General features: G+C 63.9%; 18 protein-coding genes. 6 read left to right on the top strand and 12 right to left on the bottom strand.

Annotated features, from left to right (window positions below; all coding sequences use genetic code 11):
* Nucleotides 1–10 precede the first annotated feature (10 nt).
* The 9 genes from ACODS4_RS25260 to ACODS4_RS25220 all read right to left on the bottom strand — a co-directional run bounded on the left by ACODS4_RS25260 (nucleotide 11) and on the right by ACODS4_RS25220 (nucleotide 12,131).
* Nucleotides 11–451 carry a response regulator gene (locus ACODS4_RS25260; protein ID WP_488868432.1) on the bottom strand — a complete coding sequence of 147 codons (441 nt, stop codon included), beginning with the start codon at nucleotides 449–451 and terminating at the stop codon, nucleotides 11–13.
* On the bottom strand, nucleotides 448–2,106 hold the full coding sequence (locus tag ACODS4_RS25255) for a sensor histidine kinase (protein ID WP_488868431.1): 1,659 nt from the start codon (nucleotides 2,104–2,106) through the stop codon (nucleotides 448–450). Before ACODS4_RS25255 ends, ACODS4_RS25260 begins: the two co-directional genes overlap by 4 nt.
* Nucleotides 2,103–4,337 (bottom strand): PAS domain-containing sensor histidine kinase, encoded by a 2,235-nt coding sequence (locus ACODS4_RS25250; protein WP_488868430.1) that lies wholly within the window; start codon nucleotides 4,335–4,337, stop codon nucleotides 2,103–2,105. Before ACODS4_RS25250 ends, ACODS4_RS25255 begins: the two co-directional genes overlap by 4 nt.
* 306 nt (nucleotides 4,338–4,643) lie before the next feature.
* Nucleotides 4,644–7,124: a methyl-accepting chemotaxis protein gene (locus tag ACODS4_RS25245; RefSeq protein ID WP_488868429.1), complete on the bottom strand. Its 2,481-nt coding sequence runs from the start codon at nucleotides 7,122–7,124 to the stop codon at nucleotides 4,644–4,646.
* Nucleotides 7,125–7,370: 246 nt separating this feature from the next.
* Entirely contained in the window at nucleotides 7,371–8,714 is a 1,344-nt protein-coding gene (accC, locus tag ACODS4_RS25240) for an acetyl-CoA carboxylase biotin carboxylase subunit (RefSeq protein WP_488868464.1), read from the bottom strand.
* 19 nt (nucleotides 8,715–8,733) lie between these two features.
* Nucleotides 8,734–9,180: an acetyl-CoA carboxylase biotin carboxyl carrier protein gene (accB, locus tag ACODS4_RS25235; protein ID WP_488868428.1), complete on the bottom strand. Its 447-nt coding sequence runs from the start codon at nucleotides 9,178–9,180 to the stop codon at nucleotides 8,734–8,736.
* 22 nt (nucleotides 9,181–9,202) lie between these two features.
* Nucleotides 9,203–9,652: a type II 3-dehydroquinate dehydratase gene (gene aroQ / locus ACODS4_RS25230; RefSeq protein ID WP_119829871.1), complete on the bottom strand. Its 450-nt coding sequence runs from the start codon at nucleotides 9,650–9,652 to the stop codon at nucleotides 9,203–9,205.
* Between the two features lie 94 nt (nucleotides 9,653–9,746).
* A complete protein-coding gene (locus tag ACODS4_RS25225; RefSeq protein WP_488868427.1) occupies nucleotides 9,747–10,529 on the bottom strand; it encodes a substrate-binding periplasmic protein in 783 nt (260 codons plus the stop codon).
* A 138-nt stretch (nucleotides 10,530–10,667) separates the two neighbouring features.
* The gene (locus tag ACODS4_RS25220; protein ID WP_488868426.1) at nucleotides 10,668–12,131 is read right to left on the bottom strand and encodes a dynamin family protein; all 1,464 of its coding nucleotides are present in this window, start codon (nucleotides 12,129–12,131) and stop codon (nucleotides 10,668–10,670) included.
* A gap of 555 nt (nucleotides 12,132–12,686) precedes the next feature.
* On the opposite strand from ACODS4_RS25220, the gene ACODS4_RS25215 reads away from it, so the two are divergent.
* Nucleotides 12,687–13,502: a helix-turn-helix domain-containing protein gene (locus tag ACODS4_RS25215; protein ID WP_488868425.1), complete on the top strand. Its 816-nt coding sequence runs from the start codon at nucleotides 12,687–12,689 to the stop codon at nucleotides 13,500–13,502.
* A gap of 213 nt (nucleotides 13,503–13,715) precedes the next feature.
* On the opposite strand, the gene mepK is transcribed toward ACODS4_RS25215, so the two are convergent.
* The gene (gene mepK, locus ACODS4_RS25210) at nucleotides 13,716–14,327 is read right to left on the bottom strand and encodes a peptidoglycan L,D-endopeptidase MepK (RefSeq protein ID WP_488868424.1); all 612 of its coding nucleotides are present in this window, start codon (nucleotides 14,325–14,327) and stop codon (nucleotides 13,716–13,718) included.
* A gap of 361 nt (nucleotides 14,328–14,688) precedes the next feature.
* Between mepK and ACODS4_RS25205 the strand changes: the two genes are divergently transcribed.
* Together ACODS4_RS25205 and ACODS4_RS25200 are read left to right on the top strand one after the other, a co-directional pair.
* Nucleotides 14,689–15,882 carry a L,D-transpeptidase family protein gene (locus ACODS4_RS25205; protein ID WP_488868423.1) on the top strand — a complete coding sequence of 398 codons (1,194 nt, stop codon included), beginning with the start codon at nucleotides 14,689–14,691 and terminating at the stop codon, nucleotides 15,880–15,882.
* Nucleotides 15,883–16,086: 204 nt separating this feature from the next.
* A complete protein-coding gene (locus ACODS4_RS25200; protein WP_488868422.1) occupies nucleotides 16,087–17,805 on the top strand; it encodes a polysaccharide deacetylase family protein in 1,719 nt (572 codons plus the stop codon).
* A 78-nt stretch (nucleotides 17,806–17,883) separates the two neighbouring features.
* Here the strand turns inward: ACODS4_RS25200 and ACODS4_RS25195 are convergent, their stop codons facing one another.
* Nucleotides 17,884–18,237, bottom strand: coding sequence for a hypothetical protein (locus tag ACODS4_RS25195; protein ID WP_488868421.1), 354 nt, complete (start codon nucleotides 18,235–18,237; stop codon nucleotides 17,884–17,886).
* Nucleotides 18,238–18,771: 534 nt separating this feature from the next.
* Between ACODS4_RS25195 and ACODS4_RS25190 the strand changes: the two genes are divergently transcribed.
* The 3 genes from ACODS4_RS25190 (at nucleotide 18,772) to leuA (ending at nucleotide 21,948) form a co-directional block, all read left to right on the top strand.
* Nucleotides 18,772–19,143 carry a CidA/LrgA family protein gene (locus tag ACODS4_RS25190; RefSeq protein WP_488868420.1) on the top strand — a complete coding sequence of 124 codons (372 nt, stop codon included), beginning with the start codon at nucleotides 18,772–18,774 and terminating at the stop codon, nucleotides 19,141–19,143.
* Nucleotides 19,140–19,871 (top strand): LrgB family protein, encoded by a 732-nt coding sequence (locus ACODS4_RS25185; RefSeq protein ID WP_488868419.1) that lies wholly within the window; start codon nucleotides 19,140–19,142, stop codon nucleotides 19,869–19,871. The genes ACODS4_RS25190 and ACODS4_RS25185 overlap by 4 nt, the downstream gene beginning before the upstream one ends.
* 379 nt (nucleotides 19,872–20,250) lie before the next feature.
* On the top strand, nucleotides 20,251–21,948 hold the full coding sequence (gene leuA, locus ACODS4_RS25180; RefSeq protein WP_488868418.1) for a 2-isopropylmalate synthase: 1,698 nt from the start codon (nucleotides 20,251–20,253) through the stop codon (nucleotides 21,946–21,948).
* 114 nt (nucleotides 21,949–22,062) lie between these two features.
* Here the strand turns inward: leuA and ACODS4_RS25175 are convergent.
* Nucleotides 22,063–22,744, bottom strand: a 682-nt coding sequence (locus ACODS4_RS25175; protein ID WP_488868417.1) for a methyl-accepting chemotaxis protein, incomplete at its 5' end; no start/stop codon positions are given.

Here is a 22,744-nt window from a genome sequence, read left to right as displayed (position 1 = left end):
ATGTTCCCCGTCAACGCGGCAATCGGACAACGCGGAACCAGTACTCCTCAACGCTTTTGATCGCATCGAAGAACGCATCCATGTCCATTGGTTTGGTGATGAAACTGTTCGCGCCAAGCAAATAGCTGGCGTTCACGTCGCGGTCAACATCCGATGTCGTGAGAATCACCACAGGAATCGTCTTCAAATCGGAATCGGCCTTCAACTCTTGCAACACCGCCCGCCCGTCCATGCGGGGCATGTTGAGATCCAGCAGGATCAGGTCGGGCCGGGGCGCGCCGACAAACTGCTCCTTGCGGCGCAGAAAATCCATCGCCTCCACCCCGTCGCGGACATGGCTGACTCGGCACAAGATGCGCCCTTCACGCAGCGCCCGCTTGGCCAAGCCCGCGTCGGCGGGATCATCTTCGACCAGAAGAATATCAAACGGCGCGCTGTCGTCCTGAGTCACGAAAGACCTCGAAAGGAATGATGCGGTAGGAAAACGGAAAACACGCTGCCGACCCCGGGGGTCGAATCCACAGTGATGCGCCCCCCCAGCCGTTCGACCATCTTGCGCGCAATCGCCAGCCCCATGCCGGTGCCCGGATGCTCGTCACGCCCGTGCAGGCGGCGGAACACCTCGAAAATTTGATCGCAGAAACGCGGGTCGATGCCGATGCCGTTGTCCCGCACGTCAATGACGTCATACCCCTCTTGGCGACGATGGCTGATGCGGATTTCAGCGGCCCGATAGCTGTGCCGATACTCAACGGCGTTGCCGACCAGCACGACGAAGATCTCCCGCAAGCGCCGTTCGTCGGCCTGCACCATCGGCAGGTCGCTGACGATCACCGTCGCCCCGGCCTCCGCAATGCGCTTTTTCAACAATGCCAAAGCGCTGTTCAAGGCGTCTTCCGCCAGGACCGGCGTGTTGGACAGCGGCACCCGGTCTTCGGCGAGGAAAAGCTGCACATCCCGCAGCAGCATTTTCAACCGCCCGGCGCCATCGACGATTTCGCGGATGAAGCCCTCGCTTTCCTCATCCAACCGCCCCTTCTGCTGTCTGTCGAGCAGTTGGGCGTAGCTGGCGATGATGCGCAGCGGTTCCTGCAAATCATGGGCGGCGGCGTAGGCGAACTGCTCCATCTCGCTCTTGGCCCGGCCAAGTTCGGCGGTCCGCCGCTCCACCAAGCTTTCCAGCGTTTGCCGTCGGCTGAAGGCGAGAAAGGCCACCACCTCGATCAGCAACGCCAAAATCAGACAGGCGGCCTGGAACGCCTGATAAGCTTGATCGCCGCGCGCCAAGGCCAACCAGCCCGCGCGCGCCGCGATGGCCAACTCCCAATGGCTGTCCGGCAAGGTGATCCGCTCAACCAGCGGATCCCGCTGGAGCACGGCGGCGTCGCCCGCCACCTGTTGCCCGGCGTCGGTGCGCAGCACAAAGCTCAGATGCGACGGCACGCGGTCAAAGCGCACCTCGTCCAACACGGTCCGCAGGTCAAAGACGATGCCAACCGCCCCCCAATGCCGCCCGCCCACGCCGCCGTTCGGCACCACCTGCCGGGCGATCAACCCCTGTCCGCCCTGAATCAGCGTCATCGGGCCGTGCAGGGTGACGTCCAAGCTGACGATGGCCCGCTGCACCGTTTCGGCGAAGCCGGGGCGCGGGTCCTGAAGCAAATTGTTGCCCAAAACCTTTTCGTTCCCCTCCATCGGATGCACATAGCGGACGATGAAATCCGGCGCGGCGGAAATGTTGCGGACGCCGGGAACCGACCGCCGCACCCCCTCCGCAAAGCGCGGAAACTCCCTGGGAAAATTCCCGGATTCGGAATCCACCTCGACAAAGGTGGCCAGACCGCGCACCAAGGCCAGCCGTTCGTTCAGCGCGCTGGTCAGGGAACTCGCCAGCGAGGCCGCCGTCAGCGCCGCCGTCGTTCGGTGCTCCGCCACCAAAAAGCGGGCGTAGACGTCGGACACCCACAGATAGGCCACCAGCAGAAGCGCCGTCACCGCCGCTTGCGCCGCGATCACGGCGCCGACACGCCGCAAACCCGATCCCATGACCCGCAATTTGCGCGCCGCCGCCGTTTCCAAAAACCAGCGAGCCGCCACCGCAATCATGCCTCGCCCGCCGGTTGAACGTCCGACATCAGCGTCGGAAGCGTCAGACGAAACAGACTGCCGCCCGGCAGATCATCCCTTGGCGGTTCTTCCACCCAGATGTGGCCTCCGTGATGTTCGACGATCTTCTTGCACACCGCCAGACCAACGCCGGTGCCTTCATACTCGTCGCGCCGATGCAGCCGCTGGAAAATGCCGAACACGCGCTCCCGATCGTCAAAACTGATGCCGATGCCGTTGTCGCGGACGTCGATCCGCCACCCGTCGGCGTGAGGAACCGCCGTCACCCGAACTTCGGGCGCGCGATCCGGCGCGCGATACTTGACCGCGTTGCCGATCAAGTTCTGGAACAACCGCATCAACTCGTTGTCGTCGCCGGGCACGGTCGGCAGATCCTTCGCCACCATCACCACCGCGCCCGCGTCCTGAATCGCCACCTCCAGGTTGAGCAAGGCAAGATCGACGACCTCGTTCAACGGCACCGGGCGGAAGGGTTTGGCCTTGCGGCCAACCCGCGAATATTCAAGCAGATCGACGATCAACCGATCCATGCGCTGGGCGCCGTCACGGGCGAAATCGACGCACTCCCGCGCGTCGGCGTCCAGATCGTCGCCCATCGACCGTTCCAGCAGCGTCAGATAGCTGTTGATGACGCGCAAGGGCTGCCGGAGATCGTGCGACGCCACATACGCGAAGGCTTCCAACTCGGCGTTGGAGCGCTCCAACTCGCGGGTCTTCCGCTTCAATTTCTGCTCGGCCAAGCAGCGTTCCGTGATGTCATGAACCAGCGACAGCAGCAGCGGACGGCCATGCACCACGACCTTGCTGCTGTAAACCTCGACGTCGCGCACGGCGCCGGACGCCAAACGGTGGCGGAATTGGAAATGCTTGCGCCGCTCCATCTTGGCGTTGCGCATTTCCTCGGCGATCTCTTGCTCGCTCAGCGTGTTGATGTCGCCGATTCGCAAGTCCCGCAACCGCTCCAATGGATAGCCGTAAAAGGCCGCCGCCGCCGGATTCGCGTCCACGATCCGCCCGCTCTCGGGATCCACCAGCAGCTTGATCGCGCAACTCGCCACAAAAATTTGCTCGAAAAACTCTTGCCGCTCCTGCAAGGCCTGTTCGGCGTGTTTGCGTTCGCTGATGTCCATCAAAGCGCCGACGATCCCCGCCGGTTTGCCGCCAACCCGGCAATAGACCGCCTTGGAAAACAGCACGTCGCGCAAAGTTCCATCGGCGCAGCGCAATTGCGTTTCGTAGCTTTGCGGCTGTTGATCGGCCAACAGGGCGCGGTCGGCGGCCTCGTCGATTTCCGCCAAGTCGGGCGGCGCGAGATCGAACACGGTCTTGCCGAACAGGGATTGCCGGTCAAACCCCATCCAACGCTCAAACGCGCTGTTGGCGTCCACATAATGGCCCAACACGTCCTGCACGAAGATCGGCACCGGAACCGTGTCCAACAGCACCCGCTGGAAGCCAGCGCGGTCGCTCAACGCCTGTTCGGCCCGGCGGCGCACCGTCACATCCTCGATCACCCAGATGAAGCCCAGGGCGGGATCCCCGCCGCGCACCGAACGGCCAATCAGCCGGCACCGGATGCTGGCGCCGTCGCTGCGCCGCATCATCGTTTCCTCGTCGAAGATCCCTCCGGCTTCCAGAATCGGATAGGCCCGCCGCCCAATGTCCTCATAAACGGCGTCATCGCCGTAAATCAGCCGGGCGCTGGCCCCGATCAGCCCATCCAATGGGCGCAAGAAGATTCGGACGATGGCGTCGTTGGCCCGCAGGATCCGCCGTTCAACGTCCACCAGCACGACGCCAACCGGCGCGTTGTCGAGAATCGCGTCCAGTTGCAGGCGGCTTTCCCGCAACTCCGCCTCGGCCCGCTTGCGAGCGGTCACGTCCGTGTGCGCGCCAATCATCCGCAACGGCTTGCCCGCCGCGTCCCATTCAACCACCCGACCTCGGTCAAGCATCCACAGCCAATCGCCGTTCTTCGCCCGCACCCGATGTTCGCACTGATAGGCCGACGTCAAGCCGTCAAGATGAGCCTGGACCGCCGCTTGAACCATCGCCTGGTCGTCGGGATGAACACGGGTTTCCCAAAAACGGACATGCGGCTCGACCTCCTCAGGGTCAAACCCCAGCATGGTCTGCCAGCGCGGGCTGAACCACACCGCGCCGGTCTGGATGTTCCAGTCCCACAGGCCATCGCCAACGGCGTCGATCACCAATTGCAGATGCGGCGTTGGCGGACGGCGCCGAGACGCCCCACTCTTAAAACGCAACGAGCGAGTCTTGGGGAGGTTTGGCCGGAATCGAACCGGACAGGTGAGCGCCATGATCCGAGCCTAGCTGTGCACCATCATCGCGAACGGAGAAAAGCACGCGACCCACGCCCCCTTCCGCTCTCGCAACCGCCATTGTAATCACCATCGATCACCACCGCAGTCTGCAAAATGTCACAGGCGTCATGGCGAACGGTTGTCGAAGCCGTGAGCCGAGCGTTCATCGCGCCAACGCTGACCAGAGAACCATCACGCGGCGGCGTCAATCGGGGCAAGCCCCTTCGTCGCCGTCGCCACCGCCTGGGCGAAATCCTGCGCGCACTCCTGGTCGAACGCAAGATGGACGCGGTTGCGCTCCACCGCCTTGACGAACACGGCGGTTTCCACGCCAAAGCGGTTCAACCGCAGCGTCCCGCGCATCCCCGCCGTCAACCCACCCTCGACCCCGGTCACGGGATCGATCATGGCGCCGCCCGACGACAGATTGTGGATGGCGACGGGGTGACGTCCGCCGCCGATCAACAGCGCGCCCGCCTCGTCCACCCGGAAACGCGGCTTGCGCCGACGGTCGGCGTCGCCGGTGGAGGTGCGGACGACGCGGACCAACACCTGACGCAGATCCTCGATGGCGCGGGCGACGTCGCTGGAGCCGTGCTTCACCTGGCTGGCCTGCTCGCCGGTGTGGTCCGCCTCCGCCGACACCGAGGCGATGCGGCGTGACACCTCCTGCGCGGCGGTCGAAGTTTCCACCACGTTGCGGCTGATTTCCTGCGTCGCCGCCGTCTGCTCCTCCATGGCGGCGGCGATGGAACCGGCGATGTGGTCGATTTCAGCGATGGTCGCGCCGATTTCCTCAACCGCCCGGACCGCCTCCGACGTCACCGTTTGAATCGCGGCGATTTGCCGGGTGATCTCCTCGGTCGAGGCCGCCGTCTGATTGGCGAGATTCTTGACCTCGCTGGCGACCACGGCGAAGCCCTTGCCCGCCTCGCCCGCCCGCGCCGCTTCAATGGTGGCGTTCAACGCCAACAGGTTGGTCTGCCCGGCGATGGATTGGATCAGATTGACCACCTCGCCAACCTTGGCCACCGTTTCCGACAGCGACCGAATGGTGATCTGGGTCGCTTGGCCGTTTTCCACCGCCCGCCGGGTCACGGCGCTGGAATGGGCGACCTGCGTGGAAATCTCACGGATCGACGCGGCGAGTTGCTCGCTGGCCGCCGCCACCGTTTGCGCGTTGGCCAGCGCCTGCCCGGCGGCCGACGCCACCGTTTGCGCGTTCAGACTGACCCGCTCCGCCGAACCGGACATCCCCTCAGCGTCGGTCGCCATGGCGCCGGTGCGCGCCGCGACCTCCTCCACCGCCCGCCCGGCTTCGCGTTCGACGGTCGAGGCCATGTTTTCCAGCGCGCGGCGGCGGTCCTCGTCCGCCTGCCGGGCGCGTTCGACCCGCTCCTGCACCGAATAGCCGAGCCGGGCTTTCAAACCACGCAACTGGCCCGTCAAGGGGTGAAATTCGACGGCGGTCGGCAAATCGATGATGTGCGTTTGATCGTTGCGGGCGATGGCGTCGAAATCGGCGGTGAAGCGCTCCAACGGTTTGCGCACCGAACGCAGCAACAGCAGGCCGCACAGGATCGCCGCCAGAAGAACGCCAATTCCGGCCACCAGGCTGAAGCTCAGATGCCAGCGGAAATCCGCCGCCGCCGCCTCATAATCGGCCTTGGCCACCCGGATTTGCAGATCCAGCAGCGCGCGATTGGTGGCGTGCGCCGCGTCAAAGAGCGTCGCCGCCTTGTCGCGCACCAGCACTTCCAGCCGCAGCGAATCGCCGCCCTTGGCCAATTCCAGCGCCGGGGTCAGAAGATCGCGCTGGAAGGCGGCGCGCTGCGTGGCGAATCGCTCAGCCAGAACCCGGCCTTCCGCCGTCAGATCGCTTTTCAGGCATTCCGCCCACAGGTTGTCGATGGTCACGGTGTTGCCGGCGATCCGCGCCGCGCGACCCTCCATCACCTTGGCGTCGGCCCCGTCGCGGGTGTCGATCACCAGTTGTTGAAGCGTCTGGATCTGGTCGCGCATGTGGTCGAGGATGTCGCCGATCCGCACCGCCGGAACCGTGCGGTCTTCGTAAACCGCCTTCAAGGATCCGTTGGAATCGGCCATGCCGGTCAAGGTCACGCCGCCAATCGCCAGCATCGCGGCGATCATGAAGGCGAAAATGATGGTCAACCGCCCGGCGACGCTGCCCGCCCAACGTCCCAGCGCGGCGAGCGGGCCACGGTGAACCGCCTGCCCGTCGCGCACCAGCAGATGGGGCGCCCGCCCCTCCCGAAGGTCGGCGTAGAGCGCCTCCGCCGCCGCGATCTGGTCCCGCGACGGTTTGGTGCGGATGGAGATGTAGCCCGTGACCTGCCCATCCTCGACCACCGGAGTCACGTTCGCCCGGACCCAATAGAAATCGCCGGTCTTGGTTCGATTCTTGACCAGCCCTTCCCATGGCCGCCCATCCTTCACCGTCGCCCACAGATCGGCGAAGGCCGCCGACGGCATATGCGGGTGACGAATCAGATTGTGCGGCGCGCCGATCAACTCGCTCTCCGCATAGCCGCTGATTTCGACGAACGCCTTGTTCACAAAGGTGATCCGCCCGCCGGTGTCGGTGCGCGACACCAACAGAACGCCGTCGGCCATCTCAACTTCACGGGTGGTGATCGGTTCGTTCAGGCGCATGGTCGTGAACTCGCTGAGTTGAGAGGGCAAGGGCGGCGCAAGCCGAGCGTGTGGGCGAATGGTTGGCTGTCTAAGTTTCCCCCTCTCCCACCGCACTGACGCAGATCAAATGTGCGCAACATGCATGTCAAATTAGATATTTCATATGAATGCATTGACATATTAAGTCAGAGACCAAACAAAAAGCCCTCCGTCCGGGTTGGACGAAGGGCTTTTTACTTTGAGACCAAACTGTTCAGCCTAGGATCATTGCCCCTTGGCCATCAACTGTTCCAACCAATGGATGTCGTAGTCGCCGTCCTTGAACGCCTGTTCAGCGATGATCCGGCTGTGCAGCGGCAAGGTGGTCTGGATGCCGCCAATCACATACTCTTCAATCGAGCGGCGCAGACGCATCAGGCACTCGTTGCGCGTCGTGCCATGAACGACCAGCTTGGCGATCAAGCTGTCGTAATGGGGCGGCACGCGGTAGCCGTCATAAAGCGCCGAATCGACGCGCACGCCCAAACCGCCCGGCGCGTGGTAGCCGTCGATCTTGCCCGGCGACGGGATGAAGGTTTCCGGGTTTTCCGCGTTCACCCGGCATTCGATGGCGTGGCCTTCAAAGCGGATGTCGGATTGGCCATAGCCCAGCGGTTCCCCGGCGGCGACGCGGATCTGTTCGCGCACCAGATCAACCCCGGTAATCATCTCGCTGATCGTGTGTTCGACCTGAAGGCGGGTGTTCATTTCGATGAAATAGAACTGCCCGTCTTCGTAGAGGAACTCCATCGTGCCGACGCCGCGATAGCCGATGGCCGCCGTGGTCTTGGCCGCGAGGTCGCCGATGAAGGCGCGTTGCTCGACGGTCAAGGCCGGGCTGGGCGCCTCTTCGATCACCTTCTGGTGACGGCGCTGCACCGAACAGTCGCGCTCGCCGAAATGCACGCAATGGCCGTGGGTGTCGGCCAGGAGCTGGATTTCAATGTGGCGGGGCCGACCCAGGTATTTTTCCAGATAGACCTCGTCGTTGCCGAAGGCGGCGCGCGCCTCGCCACGGGCCAACTGGTAGGCTTCCTTGATCTGGTCCGGGTTGCGGGCGACCTTCATGCCCTTGCCGCCGCCGCCCGCCGCCGCCTTGATGAGCACCGGATAGCCGACGCTGTGGGCGACCGCTTCGGCCTCTTCCAAGGTCGAGACCGGGCCGTCGGAGCCGGGCACCACCGGCAACCCCTGCTCCATCACCGTCTTCTTGGCCGTCACCTTGTCGCCCATGACCCGGATGTGCTCCGGGGTGGGGCCGATGAAGGTGAAGCCATGCTCCTCCACCATTTCGGCGAAGGTGGCGTTTTCCGACAGGAAGCCGATGCCGGGATGGATGGCGTCGACGTTGGTGATCGACGCCGCCGACAGGATCGCCGGAATGTTCAGGTAGCTTTCCCGCGCCGAGGCCGGACCGATGCACACGCTTTCATCCGCAAGCCGGACATGCATGGCGTCGGCGTCGGCGGTGGAGTGCACCGCGACGGTCTGGATACCCATTTCGCGGCAGGCGCGGTGAATGCGCAGAGCAATTTCACCACGGTTCGCGATCAGAACCTTTTCAAACATCGCCAAGGGATGGCTCCGCTTATTCGATGATGAGGAGGACTTCGCCGAACTCGACCGGCTGGGCGTCGCCGACCAGAACCTCGACCACCGTGCCGCCGCGCGGCGCCTTGATCGGGTTCATGACCTTCATCGCCTCGATGATGAGGACCGTTTGACCGGCCTTCACCACGTCGCCGGGCCGGACGAAGGGCGTCGCCCCCGGTTCCGCCGCCGTGTAAGCCGTGCCGACCATCGGCGAGGTGACGGCGCCCGGATGGTTGCCCGGCTTGACCGCCGCCGCAACGGGGGCCGCCACGACCGGGGCCGCCGCGACCGGCGCGTGGGCGACCGTCACCTGGGGGGCCGTCGGGCGGGTGACGCGGATGCGCTTTTCGCCTTCGGCGAACTCGATCTCGCTCAAGCCCGTCTCACGCAAGAGTTCCGCCAGCTTGCGGACCAGATCGCCGTCGATGTCGAAGCTCGCCATGATGTCAGTCGTTCCCGTTTCCTTAATCGCGGTCGATGATGTTCGCGATGGCGTCGAGCGCCAGAAGATAGCCATGCGGCCCGAAGCCGCAGATCATGCCCTTCGCCACCGGCGAAATATAGGAATGATGACGGATCGGTTCACGCTTGAAGATGTTGGACAGATGCACCTCGATCACCGGCAGCTCTGACAGGATCAGCGCGTCCATGATGGCGACGGAGGTGTGGGTGTAGGCGCCGGCGTTGATGACGATGCCGTCATGTTCCGTGCGGGCCTGCTGGATCCATGTGACCAGCTCGCCCTCATGGTTCGACTGCCGGAAGTCGATGGTCAACCCGGCTTGCTCCGCCCGCTCATGGCAGGCGGCCTCCAGGTCGTCAAGCGTCATCGAGCCGTAAATTTGCGGCTCGCGAACCCCCAGCATGTTCAGATTGGGTCCGTTGAGGACCAGAACCGACGCGTCGATGGCCACGGCCCGCGCCCCCTTCCAAGATCGAAACCGCGCGTTTATAGCACGCTGCATCGCGCTGTCCATGGCGACCGCGCGTTTTGCCCCCGGAAATCGTTCAGCGCGGGGCCACGGCGGTGTGGCGGGCCAGCATTTCCTGATAAGCGTCGCTGCTTTTCAGCGCCTTCAGCCCCTCGTTGAAGCCCGCCAGGATCGCCGGAGCGTCCGGCGTCACCCGCCCGACGATCAGATGCAGCGACACCGTGGCGTAGGGTCGCTCCGCCACCCGAATGTCGTTGATGACTCCAGCGTTAATCACCGCCGTGCTGCCGGTGTATTCGTCCAGCACAAAGGCGTCGGCCCGCCCGGTGGCCACCATGCGCACACAGGCCGTCAGATCCGACGGCGTTTCCCGCGTCAATTCGCCTTGGCGAACCATAGCGCTCAGTTCGACCGGCAGGGCGAAGCCGATGGGCGCGCAGACCACCCGCCCCCGGAAATCCTCCGGCCCGGTGAAGCTCATCCGCGTGTGGGTCGACATATAGACAAACTGCCGCACCTCGATCAGCGGATCGGAGAACAGGGCGTCGCGTTCACGCTCCGGCGTGCGGACGAAGGGAAAGCTGGCCAGAAAACGCCCGGAAACCACCCCGTCATAGCCCCGCTTCCAGGGCACGAAACGCACCCCATAGCTCCGCCCCGCCGACGTGAAGGCCCGCTGAACCAGCTCGGTCATCAGCCCGCCCTGCGGCAGGTCGTCGCCGGTGAAGGGGGCGAAGTCAGGCCCGGTGACAAGCTCCGGCGTCACGGCGGAAAGCTCGGCCCTGACCGGCCCGACCGCCGCCAGCAGCCCGACCACGACCAACGCGCCGCGCAGGGCGCTGGTCCAATGATGGCTCATCCCCCTCGCTCCCCAACACAGGCGCCGCGCGCTGATCCGAAAAAGAATACCCGAGTATCGTTAGGTGTAGGCGGTTCATGGCGGCCCTGTAAAGTCTCTTCTCCGGGCCGCCAACTCCCCTTTAGGCTGTCGGACCGTTTAGGTCGTGGGGCCGGGCTTGTCGCGTCGTCCGGCGGGATCGGTGTAGAGATCGTTGATGCGTTGAACATGCACCGCCGTCGCCTCCCTGATGGCGAAAATCCGCTTATTGGCCCTGCTCCCCCATCCTGTCGGGCGCTTGGCGAAGATCGAGCGGAAAAAGCGCGTGTTCTTCAAAAAGGCCTGCCGCAGGTTGAGATCCACGTCGCCAAACCGTTCAGGCAGCGACAGGGCCACCCGACGGCCCAAAAGGGAGCGCAGCCAGAAATGGCCGGACAGGAACAGCGCCCCAAACAGCGCCGCCGCTCCGACCAATCGGATCGGCAGTTCCCAGAACCACAGCGGGTTGACCTCCATCAACCAATCGGCGACGCCCGACACGCCGCCGCCAACCAGTTGCGCCACGCCAACGAGCAGACCAGCCAAGAGCGCAAGCGACACGGCGTCCGCAACCAGAACCCGACGGCGCCAGCGGGCGATGGCGTCGCGCAGCGTTGGAACCACCTCCCCCTCCAACTCTTTGCCGAGACTGTCGATCGAGCCGACGATGCGGTAGGCCCGCGCCACCTCCACTTCGGCGATGCGGGCGTGGATGTCCGCCAGATCGGCGTCGCGCCGGGCCTCATACCGCAAGCGCCGGGCCTCGTCCTCGATCACCACCGCCGAGTGGGAATCGTAAATGGCGTAAAAGCGACCGGACACCAGACCGGCCTGGGCGATGGCCCGTTGCCAAGCGCCGAACACCGCCTCCAGATTGTCCTCCTTCGCGGTCGTGTCCACCTGATTGAGGATGTAACACACCTTCCTGGCGTCGGCCCGGTTGACCGTCTTGGCCACCAGATGACGCAGCGTGTCCTGCATGGCGCCGGGTTCGGGATGGCGGGCGTCGAAGAAGACCAGCACCAGATCGGACAGATCGACGATGTGATCGACCAGACGCAGAACCGAGCGTCGCTGGTCGTCGGCGTCGAAGCCCGGCGAATCGACGAAAATTTTGCCCTTGGTCCGCGCCCCGCTGACGGCTTTCAATTGCAGATAATTGTCGATGCGCTTGCCTTCGCCCGAGGCCACCTTCTCGATCTCGTCGGAGATGCGGTAAAAGGGAAAGCGCGGGTCGGCGTTCAACGCGGCGCCGGGCAACGCCTCCTTCCGGGTTTGTTGGCCATGGCAAATCACCGTGAACTTGTCATCGACCGCCTGATTGCCGGTGCTTTGCAGCGCCTCGCCCAGATAGCCGTTGATGAAGGTCGATTTGCCCGCTGAAAAGGTGCCGAGCACCGCCACCATCGGCCACCAGGGAATCCGCGTGGTCAGCGATTCATACGGACCGATCAACCCCAACCCGGCAAGCAGCCGATCAAAGGCGCGAAACGTGGGAAGGACCGGCAGCAGGTTCGGGTTTTCCGCGCGCAGGTGAGCGTCCAGCGCGGCGAGTCGCTGTTGAAGGGCTTGCCTGGGAGTCATGGCCGAAGGGCGTCCCACATGGTTTGGGCCAAAATCTGTTGGTTCACTGTCTAGCACGAGGCCGACATGCGCCGGGCAGGAAAACGCGCGCGTTCGGGATTGCGATGATGTGAGCGGCGGCGCTTGGCGTTGGTTATCAATATGTTAACAATCACAAACCGAGTGTTTGCGTTGCATGGGTTGATGGCTTTGCGTCGCCTTGCGAGCATGGTCGCTCAAAGGCAGAGTGGTTGAAAAACAGCATTTTCTCTTCAATTTCTTAAAACAGATTCATCGCGAACAGATTTTTCGTGTTTTTTTCTTGTAACAGGATAATTTTCGCCGGAAACCATTCGATATCAAACAAAATTAGGAGCAACAACGCGCGCCGCCGTTGGCCGCAGACACAGCACACGACGAATGTCGTTCACTTGCAACACTCACATATCGGCATATTGTCCGTGACATCGCAGAAGAATTCAATTTTGTAACAGACTTCCGACCACCGAATGTTGCCGTCCCATCGCCGACCTATCGGAATATGACATGGGGAGTCGAATATTAAAAAGTTTCCTCTTGAAAGAGGACAAAGGACGTGCAAACAATCTCTTCGTTCTCGCAAAGAGCAAGCTTCGTTTCAAAGCCATTTTAAAGCATTGGAGACCATTGGAAATGACGGGACCGACGGCGCGCAAGAGAGGGCGACGCGGATCGCCAGAATCCTGGTCTGTTGACGCCCATGTTGGTCAAAGGGTGCGGATGCGCCGCACCTTGCTGGGCATGAGCCAGGAAAAATTGGGCGAAGCCATTGGTCTGACATTTCAGCAGGTTCAAAAATACGAACGCGGATCCAACCGAATTTCGGCTGGAACTTTGTATCGTCTGGGTCAAGTCCTTGACGTTCCTGTCAGCTTCTTTTTTGATTGCTACGACAATCCGGATCAACCCCGCGCGCCGTCGAGCAGAGAGGACGCGTCGTCGATCAACGACAGCCAGATCAGCCGCCGGGAAGCGCGTTTGCTGCGCCTCTGGCGCGCCGCGCCCAGCCATGTGTCGGACGAACTGCTGTCCCTCTTGTCATCTCTGTCGCCTGGGATTCGCGAACCGCAGGACAGCGGCAATCCCGACGCCAGCCTCCTTGATCCGAACGCGCCGTCGGATGGCGCCGCGTCAAAATTCGTCAACCCTGTCGAAAGCCCGCGTTCAACCGGCAACGGGGCGTCGACACGCGCCGCCTCACGCCACGCCCGCATCGACACGCCCCCCCGCCTTAAGCCCGCCGCAGCGGACGGCGCCAACGGAAAGGACGGCGCCAAGCCTCGACGGCGCCATGGGGCCGTTTGGGATCCGACGGACATCATGCGCGCGAGCAAACCCCCAGCGCGCGAATAGCGCGGCGGAACAGCCGCACCACGCTACGCACCTCCGACCGACAAGGCGATCATCCACGGCTGGTCGTTCACATTCGCCAAGCGGATTTCAGCCGTCGCCCCAAACAAAAACCCCGGCGAGCCCTGTGGTTCGCCGGGGGTTTTCTGAAACAACCCACGCGTCGCCCGCCGAACCAGACAGCCCACGGACCGACTCACGCGCACCCCGGCGCACTCACCAGGTGCGAACCGGCCCCACGTCCAAATGAACGAAACCGCTGCGCGGATAATAACCGACGCCGCCAGCCTGCATGGACTTCGCCAACTCCGAAATCCCTCGCAACTGGGCGTCGGGCAGACGGATGTCAATGGCCATGCCACGGGTGTGATAGCTTTCCTTGGCGACGCCACGCGACCGACGCCGCGCCATCGCGTTGGTTCGGCGCGAGCGATAGCCGCAAATCACCTCAAACGGAGCATCGGACTCGACGCTGGCGTGAACCCGCGCCAACAGGTCGAACAGGCGCGGATCATAGCGGCACACTTGCTTGGCGCGATGATCGCGCAACAAGACATCCAGCTTTTTCAGCGCTTCTGGCCTGTAATTGCCATCCGCCCAATACACATCGTCAAAACTTTCCCGGGTGTTGACGTTGTGCAAAGCGAGGCGGCGCACCGACCCGGTCAGCGGCGACGCCTCGACCGACGACGATCCAAGCAAAACCGGGGCCGCCGTCGCCGTAACGAGTGATGGAACAGCCGCCGCCGAAAGAGCCGCTGCGGCAAAGCTCAGGAAACCGCGCCGCCCCATGTGTGGAGCCGCACGCTCATCATCCCCCAAAAGCATCCCGAAACCTCTTTGGCTGTGCGTGTTTGGCGAGTCGCATGGCGCCCGCAACCGGTTCACGACCGGCCACCAGCGCCGATCCGGGACGTTCCAAATTCTGGTAATCTTTCCCGGACGGTTATCCGTATAGGGAACCCCCGAAGCCCACGCAATCGAAAAATTCTACAACTGTGATTAAAATGCACGACTGTTCCCGCCCCTCATTGGCACAAAGTTGGCAGGAAGGTCACACTTCAAAACCATATCGGCCCTTTGACGCCGCCCGCCTCGCCTTCCGCGCTTCCAATGCATAAATTGCTTATGCACCGTTGGTTCAGGGTTCCAAGCATGGGAAACCCACCTGGATATAAGGATCGTTCGCATGTCCGCAGTCACCGCAGCCCGCAATGCCTGGACGTTTTCTAGCGCCCGACCGATTGCCGTCTTCGCCGGGATTGCCGGAATCGTCTTTGGGCTGCTGACGATTGCCCCCGCCGCCAAGGCTGCTCCGTATCGGGACACCCTGACCCTATGGGCCGACCGGCTGGACTCCGCAGCCCTGGAGATGGACAGCAAGCCGGATCTGAAAAGCGATCGCATCGGCGACGGCGCCCTGCTGAAAAAAGGCAGTTCGGGGGAACGCGTCGCCCGCCTCTCCCAGCGCCTGATCGAACTGGGCCATCTGCCCGCCGACCAGGCGACGGATCAATTCACCCGCGTGATCGACGAGGCCGTTCGCGCTTTCCAGGTTTCCCAGAACATGCGCCCCGATGGGTTGGTCGGCGGCGGCACCCGCGCCGCGCTCGACCGCAGCCCGGCGGACGCCGCCGCGCAAATGCGCCAAAGCGCCACGGCGATGCGCGCGTTCCGCGACACGGCGCCCGACACGGTTCTGCTGGTCAATTTGCCCGATCAAACCACGACGCTGGTCCGCAACGGTGAAATGACGCTGACCATGCGCGCCATTGTCGGTCGTCCCTCGCGCTCCACCCCGCTTCTCCAGGATCAGATCACCCACGTGATCGTCAACCCAACCTGGACCGTCCCCCCCACGGTGTTGAAGGAAGACAAGCTTCCTCTTTTGCGCGCCAAGGGCACGCCAGGGATCCAGCACGCCATCGTCTATCTGGATGGGGTCGAGGTCGCGCCGGAAACCGTGGATTGGAGCGCGGTGACGCCAGGCCGCGTCCGCATCGTTCAGCAGCCGGGCAATCACAACGCGCTGGGCCGTTTTCGCTTCAACTTGACCAACCCGTACAACATCTACCTGCACGGCACCAACGAGCCGCATTTGTTCGACCGCGAGGTGCGGACGATCAGTTCCGGTTGCGTCCGGCTTCAAGACGCCCGCAAGATGGCGGAAATTCTGCTGGCCGACGTCAACGTGACGCCCGACCGCATCAACCACATGTTGGACAAGCCAGAACCGCAATGGGTCAAGCTGGCCCAACCGCTTCCGGTGCAGTTCGTCTATTGGACCGCCACTGTGGACGACAATGGGGGCGTGCGTCTTCACCCCGACGTCTATGACCGCGCCGATGAAACCGCGTCGGCCCCTCCCGCCTCGCGGGCGTGAAACGCCGTCTGAACCGGGGAGACGCCCCGGTTCAGACAGCCCTTAAACGCCGTGGCGTTTCACAATGGCAACGCTTGCCCACAAATTGCCACAAACACCCCTGTTTTTCTGCTTGTCATTTGAAATAGGACCTTCGTGATGTTATTGACCCGGACCTACGAGCGGTCCTGCGACTAGTGGCTGGGCCAACAGACGGAACACGACATGTTGAGCTTGCCCGGACCCGTCGCCCTCCTGTCCAACCGTCGATTCCGGCGGCGCGCCTTGGGGCATCTGGTTGCGTTGACCTTGCTGGGATCGCTGCTTGCGCCGCCCGCCTTCGGCGGGACCCGCAACGACGCCAAACACCTCTCCGGGCACAGCGCGTCGGCGACGCGGTCCGGGAAGTCCACCGCCGCCAAAACGTCGGATTCCAAGAGCGCCGCCAGCCGGAAGGGCAAGGACGGCAAGACGACCGCCAGCAAGACCGGCGGCAAAACAATCGATTCGGCCTCGACCGCTCAGCCCGCCGCCACAGCGGCGCTCGCCAACAAAACCAACCTCTCCCCATTGCTGCAACTCGGCTTGTTCTCGCGGGAAAGCGACGCTTGGTACGCCTGGGAAAGCCTGCAACGGCGGCAGCCGGAGTTGACGCGCGGTTTGAAAGCCGAAGTCTCCTTCCTTGATGGAAAGAGCGAGGCTGGCGGCGCTGTTCTCCGCGCCTCGACGACGACCGACATGGACGCGCAACAGTTGTGCCGACGGATCGTCGGCGCCGGTTTCGGCTGCCTGATCGTCGACGCGCCCGTCACGTCCGGCGTCGCCACCGCCAACACGGATTCGACCAAAACCGCCACCACCTCACCGCAACCCGCCACGCCCGCGAACAGCACCATCACCGTTCCCGTGACAAAGCCGTCTGCGACCACCCCGGCGCCGCTTCCTGCGATCGGCGCGACGCCGCCAACAACCGCCCCGACCGTCGTCACCACCCCGCCCGCCCCGCAGCCGCCAATCACCACCAACCAACCAACCGCCATTGTCCAGGCGCCAGCGACGGTCTTGCCCGCTCCATCGGTTCTCGCCCCCATCGCCACGGCCCTGGCGACGCCATTGGCGCCGCCGCCTGGAATGATCGTCGCCGCTCCGCCGACCGACGGCACGGTGATTTACAACGAAGAAGACGCCCGCACGATGGCCGACATCGAGCAGCACAGCCGCAGAAAAGGCCGTCTGCGCTCGGTGATGCCGGATTCCCGCCTGGACGTCATGCCCGCGACCTTGAAGCGGGAAGGCTGGAATCTCTGCGCCCTGACCTTCGATGATGGCCCGCACCGCACCGTCACCCGACGGATCCTGGACATCCTCAATCAAGAGGGCGTCCACGCCACCTATTTCCCCGTGGGCCGCGTCGCCCAGCATCAGGGCGACCTGATCCGCGACTTCGTCGCCAGCGGCCACGAGATCGGCAACCACAGCCTGACCCATTCCGATCTGCGCGCGATGGGGGCCGATGCTCAACGTTATGAAATTGCCGAAACCAACCGCATCCTGCGCAGTTTCGGCGCCAACCCGGTGCTGTTCCGCCCACCTTATGGCCGTTATTCCGATGGGTTGTTGGGCATCGCCCGCAGCGAACAGATGGGGTCGGTGCTGTGGACGGTGGACACCCGCGATTGGAAGGTGCGCAACGCCGACAAGATCGTGGAACACATCAAGACCGCCGCCGGAACGGGCAGCGTCTTCCTGATGCACTCGACATACGCCAGCACGGCGGAGGCCCTGCCCCGCGTCATCGCCGAGTTGCGCGGCAAGGGCTGCGAATTCGTCACCCTGTCGGAATGGCTGGACCGCATGCGCACGCTGGCCCTGCCCAAGATCGTCAACGCCGGAATGCCCTCGCCAGCCCCAACCGCCAGCACCCCGCCCGCCACGCGCAATTGAGCGTTCGGACGGGTCTTGTCTGCGCAATCATCCTGACCATCGGCCCCCCGACGCCCTGGGCGCATCGGGGGAAGGGGCTTACTTGCCGCCCGGCTGCTTGCTGCGGATCTGCGCGTATTTGCGGATGACGTCCTCAACCTCGGTCGGCAGCATGGTCCACGCGCCGATCAGCTTGCCGTCCTTGACGTCGGTGACGGTGATGGTGGCGGCGAACGTGAATTTGCCAGCCGGATCATCGACCCTGACCGTCACGCGGGCGTTCTGACCCTGGATCAGCGATCCGTCGAAGGCCTTGGTCGCGAAGCCCTTGGTGGTCAGCGCCGCGATGGGAAAGCTGCGTCCGTCAAACTCGACCACGCTGACCGACATCCGGGCAGGTTTGGCCGGTTTCTTGTCCTTCACCGCAACTTTCAGAAAATCAAACATTCCCATGGCTGTCCGCTCCACCCGTCAAGCTCTCTGGCGGCCTCCGCCAAACGCCCTATCATTAAACGCAGAGGAGCCATGACGGGCAACCGTTTCATCGCGCGCCCCGCCCCGGCCCCGCCACTCTCTCCACAGAGTCTGTGGATAAGTGTGTTGAGAAGTCTGGGGCATCCCCGATTCGACGCAGAGGATTCAAGGGGTGCGCTATGTTTGCCTATAAAATAGGCGATTATAGCAACCAATTGATATTGCTTGAAAATCACATTTTCCTACCGCACCGCCCCGCCCAGACGTGTCAAATGGAATCTGCACATCATCGGCGCTTTCAACAAAAACCCCGCCCCATGTGCCCTGTTGACAACTGAACGAGGGATCGACCGTCTGTCTCATTGTTCAAAGTGACGATCTATGACGTTCGGATGATGCCGCTCGGCGGCGCCATTCCCGCACAGCCGATCGGCAAAGCTGCGGCATGTCGAAAGCGACGCGCTGGGGTATCGTTTCGCCCTCCCCCGTCACTGTTTGCCCGGAGATCGCCCGATGCTTGGAACCCTCACCATTCTGCTGCTCTGCCAGTTGGCGGGGGAGTTGATCGCCCGGTTGCTGCATCTGCCGATACCGGGGCCGGTGCTGGGAATGTTGCTCCTGTTCGCCGGGCTGCTGCTGCGCGGCGGCGTCCCGCGCGCGGTGCAGGACACGGCGGGCGGCATCCTGCGGCATCTGTCGTTGCTGTTCATTCCGGCGGGCGTCGGGGTGATGACCCACGCCGACCGGCTGAGCGCCGAAGCGCTGCCGATCATTCTGGCGCTGTTCGGCAGCACGCTGTTCGGCGTCGCCGTCACCGCCAAGGTGATGGCGGTCCTGCTGCGCCCGGCCCCCAACGAAGCCGCCAATCCGGGAACTCAGCCATGAACGGCGCCTTGAACAGCGATCTGCGGGAAATCTGGGTCTATCTGTCGGCCAGCCCGCTCGCCGGTTTGACCATGACGCTGGTCGCCTATCAGATCGGCCTGTGGGCGTTCGAGCGATTCGGGCGGCGTCCCGTGCTGAATCCGGTGTTGATCGCCGTCCTGCTGCTGGCCGGGGTTCTGACCGCCTCAGGCATCGAATACCGCACCTATTTCGCGGGCGCGCAGTTCGTCCATTTCCTGTTGGGTCCGGCGACGGTCGCCCTGGCGGTGCCGCTCTACAACCAGTTCCGACAGGTCCGCCAATCGGCTTTGGCCATGCTTGTGGCCTTGCTCGTCGGCTCCGCCGCCTCGTCTTTGAGCGCGGTGGCGCTGGCCTGGGTTTTTGGCGGGTCGGCGGCGACGCTGCGGTCGATGGCCCCGAAATCCGTCACCTCCCCCATCGCCATGGGCGTGTCGGAGCAGATCGGCGGCCTGCCCTCGCTGACCGCCGTTTTCGTCATCCTGACCGGCATCATCGCCGCCACCTTTGGAACCTGGGCGCTCAATCTGGTGCGGGTCAAGGATTGGCGGGCGCGCGGCTTTGGCATGGGGGTGGCCGCCCACGGCATCGGCACCGCCCGCGCCTTGCAGGTGAACGAGGTGGCGGGGGCCTTCGCCGGGCTGGGCATGGGGCTGAACGGGCTGGCCACGGCGCTGTTGCTGCCGACGCTCTATCACCTCTTCTGGTGATTGTTGCGCAGGACCGCAATCGGGCGCTTGACAGCGGCGCCGCGCCTGCGCACAGTGCGCGCCATGACCATCATCGACCGTCCGAACGCCCTTCTTCGACTTGCCAGCCCGGCGCTCTAAAGCGTCCGGGTTGCCGCGTTCGCCTTGCCTTTTCCATCGGTCGAAGTGTCTGTTCCAATGAGTGACGTTTGCATCGGCGCCGTCCGCGCCATCTCCCGGCTGAGGCCGGGGCTGCGACTTAGCAACGGTCGTTGAGCCACACCGGCGGCTCCGCGACCGTAGGCATCGCCGGCCCCGCCTTTTCCGCATCGAGACACACGAAAGCCCCGTTTGATCCGCAAAGACCGCGATCCGGGGCCGCACAGGAGCCAGACACGCCATGACCGCCACCGCCGTCAACACCGCCTCGACCGTCAAGCCGTCCGACAAATACACGCCTTTCCCGCCGGTCAAGCTGACCGACCGTCAATGGCCGTCGCGCGTGCTGGACAAGGCCCCGATCTGGTGTTCGGTCGATCTGCGCGACGGCAACCAGGCCTTGATCGAGCCGATGGGGCCGGACCGCAAGCGCGCCATGTTCGATCTGTTGCTGCGCATGGGCTTTCAGGAAATCGAGGTCGGCTTCCCCGCCGCCTCGCAGACCGATTTTGATTTCTGCCGCGAGATCATCGACGGGAACAAGATCCCCGACGGCGTGACCATCCAGGTCCTGACCCAGGCGCGCGAGGAGCTGATCCGCCGCACCTTCGAGGGCATCAAGGGATCCAAGCGCGCCATCGTCCATCTGTACAACTCGACTTCGGAGTTGCAGCGCCGCGTCGTGTTCGGCATGGACCGCCAGGGCATCATCGACATCGCCGTCGCCGGGACCAAGCTGATTAAGCAATTGGCCGACGAGACGCCGGACACCGAAATCGTCCTGCAATACTCCCCGGAAAGCTTCACCGGCACCGAGTTGGATTTCGCGGTCGAGATTTGCGAAGCGGTGATGGAGGTCTGGCAGCCGACGCCGGAGCGCAAGATCATCCTGAACCTGCCCTCGACCGTCGAAATGTCGATGCCGAACGTCCACGCCGACCAGATCGAATGGTTCTGCAAGACGATGAAGAACCGCGACAGCGCCATCATCTCCCTGCACCCGCACAACGACCGGGGCACCGGCGTCGCGGCGGCGGAGCTGGGCTTGCTGGCCGGGGCCGACCGCGTCGAAGGCACCCTGTTCGGCAACGGCGAGCGCACCGGCAATGTGGACGTCGTGACGCTGGCGCTGAACATGTTCACCCAGGGCGTCGATCCCGGCCTGTCGGTCAACGACATCGCCGAAATCGTCCGCGTGTCCGAATATTGCACCCAATTGCCGGTCCACCCGCGCCACCCCTACGCTGGCGAGTTGGTCTTCACCGCCTTCTCCGGCTCGCACCAGGACGCGATCAACAAGGGTCTGAAGGCGCTGTCGAAGTCGAACAGCGGCAAGTGGGAGGTTCCCTATCTGCCCATCGACCCGCAGGATCTGGGGCGCAGCTACGAGGCGGTGATCCGCATCAACAGCCAGTCGGGCAAGGGCGGCATCGCCTATGTGCTGGAAAAGGATTACGGCCTGCAAATCCCGCGCAAGCTGCAAATCGAGTTTTCCAAGATCGTCCAGCGCGTCGCCGACGAAACCGGCAAGGAGCTGTCGCCGACCGACATTTACGAGACCTTCAAGGCCGAGTATCTGGACGCCGAAAGCCCGCTGGCCCTGATCGAGCACGCGACCGAGGCGCGCGGCCCGAATTCCGGCGCCCGCGTGGTCAACGCCGTGGTGACGCGCGACGGCAAGACCCAGACGATCAAGGGCAGCGGCAAGGGGCCGATCGACGCCTTCGTCGACGCGCTGCGCCAAGGCTGCGGGGTTGACCTGCACGTCCTGGATTACCGCGAACACGCCATCGGCGAGGGCGAGGACGCGCAGGCCTGCTCCTACTTCGAGGTGAAGACCAGCGACGGCCGTACCCTGTTCGGCGTCGGCATGGACGCCGACATCGTGACCGCATCCTTGCGCGCCCTGGTCAGCGCGGCCAACCGCGCGGCGCGCTGACGACAACAGCCGTCAAGACGGATCGCTCGTCGTAAAAAACCCTCCCGCGCCAAATGGGCGCGGGAGGGTTTTTTTATGGCGCGGTCCTCACCGAATGGCTTCGCCGCTTTCGCGTCACGCGGCGCGCACCCCGTCCAGAAAGCCGCTGATTTCGCGATCCAACTCGTCGGCCCGATGCTGAAGACTGACGGCGGCGCCGTTGACGGCGCGCGACGCCCGCTCCGTTTCGCTCGCCCCCTCCATCACGCCATTGACCTGACTGGCGATTTCCCCGGTTCCCTCTTGCAGTTGCCGGATGTTCCGCAGAATGTCGCCCGTCATGTTGGTCTGCAACTCAATGGCCGACGCGATTTCGCTTGAACTCCGGCTCATCTCATCGATGGTGACGGCGATGTTGCGCAACGCGGCGGCGGCCTCTCCGGTCGCGCCTTGAATGGCTCCGATGTGTCCGATGATTTCATCCGCCGCCTTGGCGGTTTGGCCCGCCAGCGATTTCACTTCGCTGGCGACCACGGCGAACCCCTTGCCCGCCTCCCCGGCCCTCGCGGCCTCGATGGTGGCGTTCAATGCCAGCAGATTCGTTTGACCCGCCACCTCGCCGATCAACTGAATCACCGCGCCGATCCGATCCGCCGCCTGCGTCAACCCGGCGACCAGTTCATCCGTCCGCCGCGCGTCCGACGCCGCCCGATGGGCGACGCCCGCCGACGCCACCACCCGCTCCCCGATGGCTTGCGTGGTTTTCGCCAGATGCTCGGCCGCCCCCGTCACCCCCCGCGCGTTGGGGGGGGGGGGG

The sequence above is a fragment of the Azospirillum sp. FG154 genome (genome assembly GCF_057809575.1).
The sequence above is the reverse complement of the archived record's forward strand: the minus strand, read 5'-3'. Positions and strand labels throughout refer to the sequence as shown.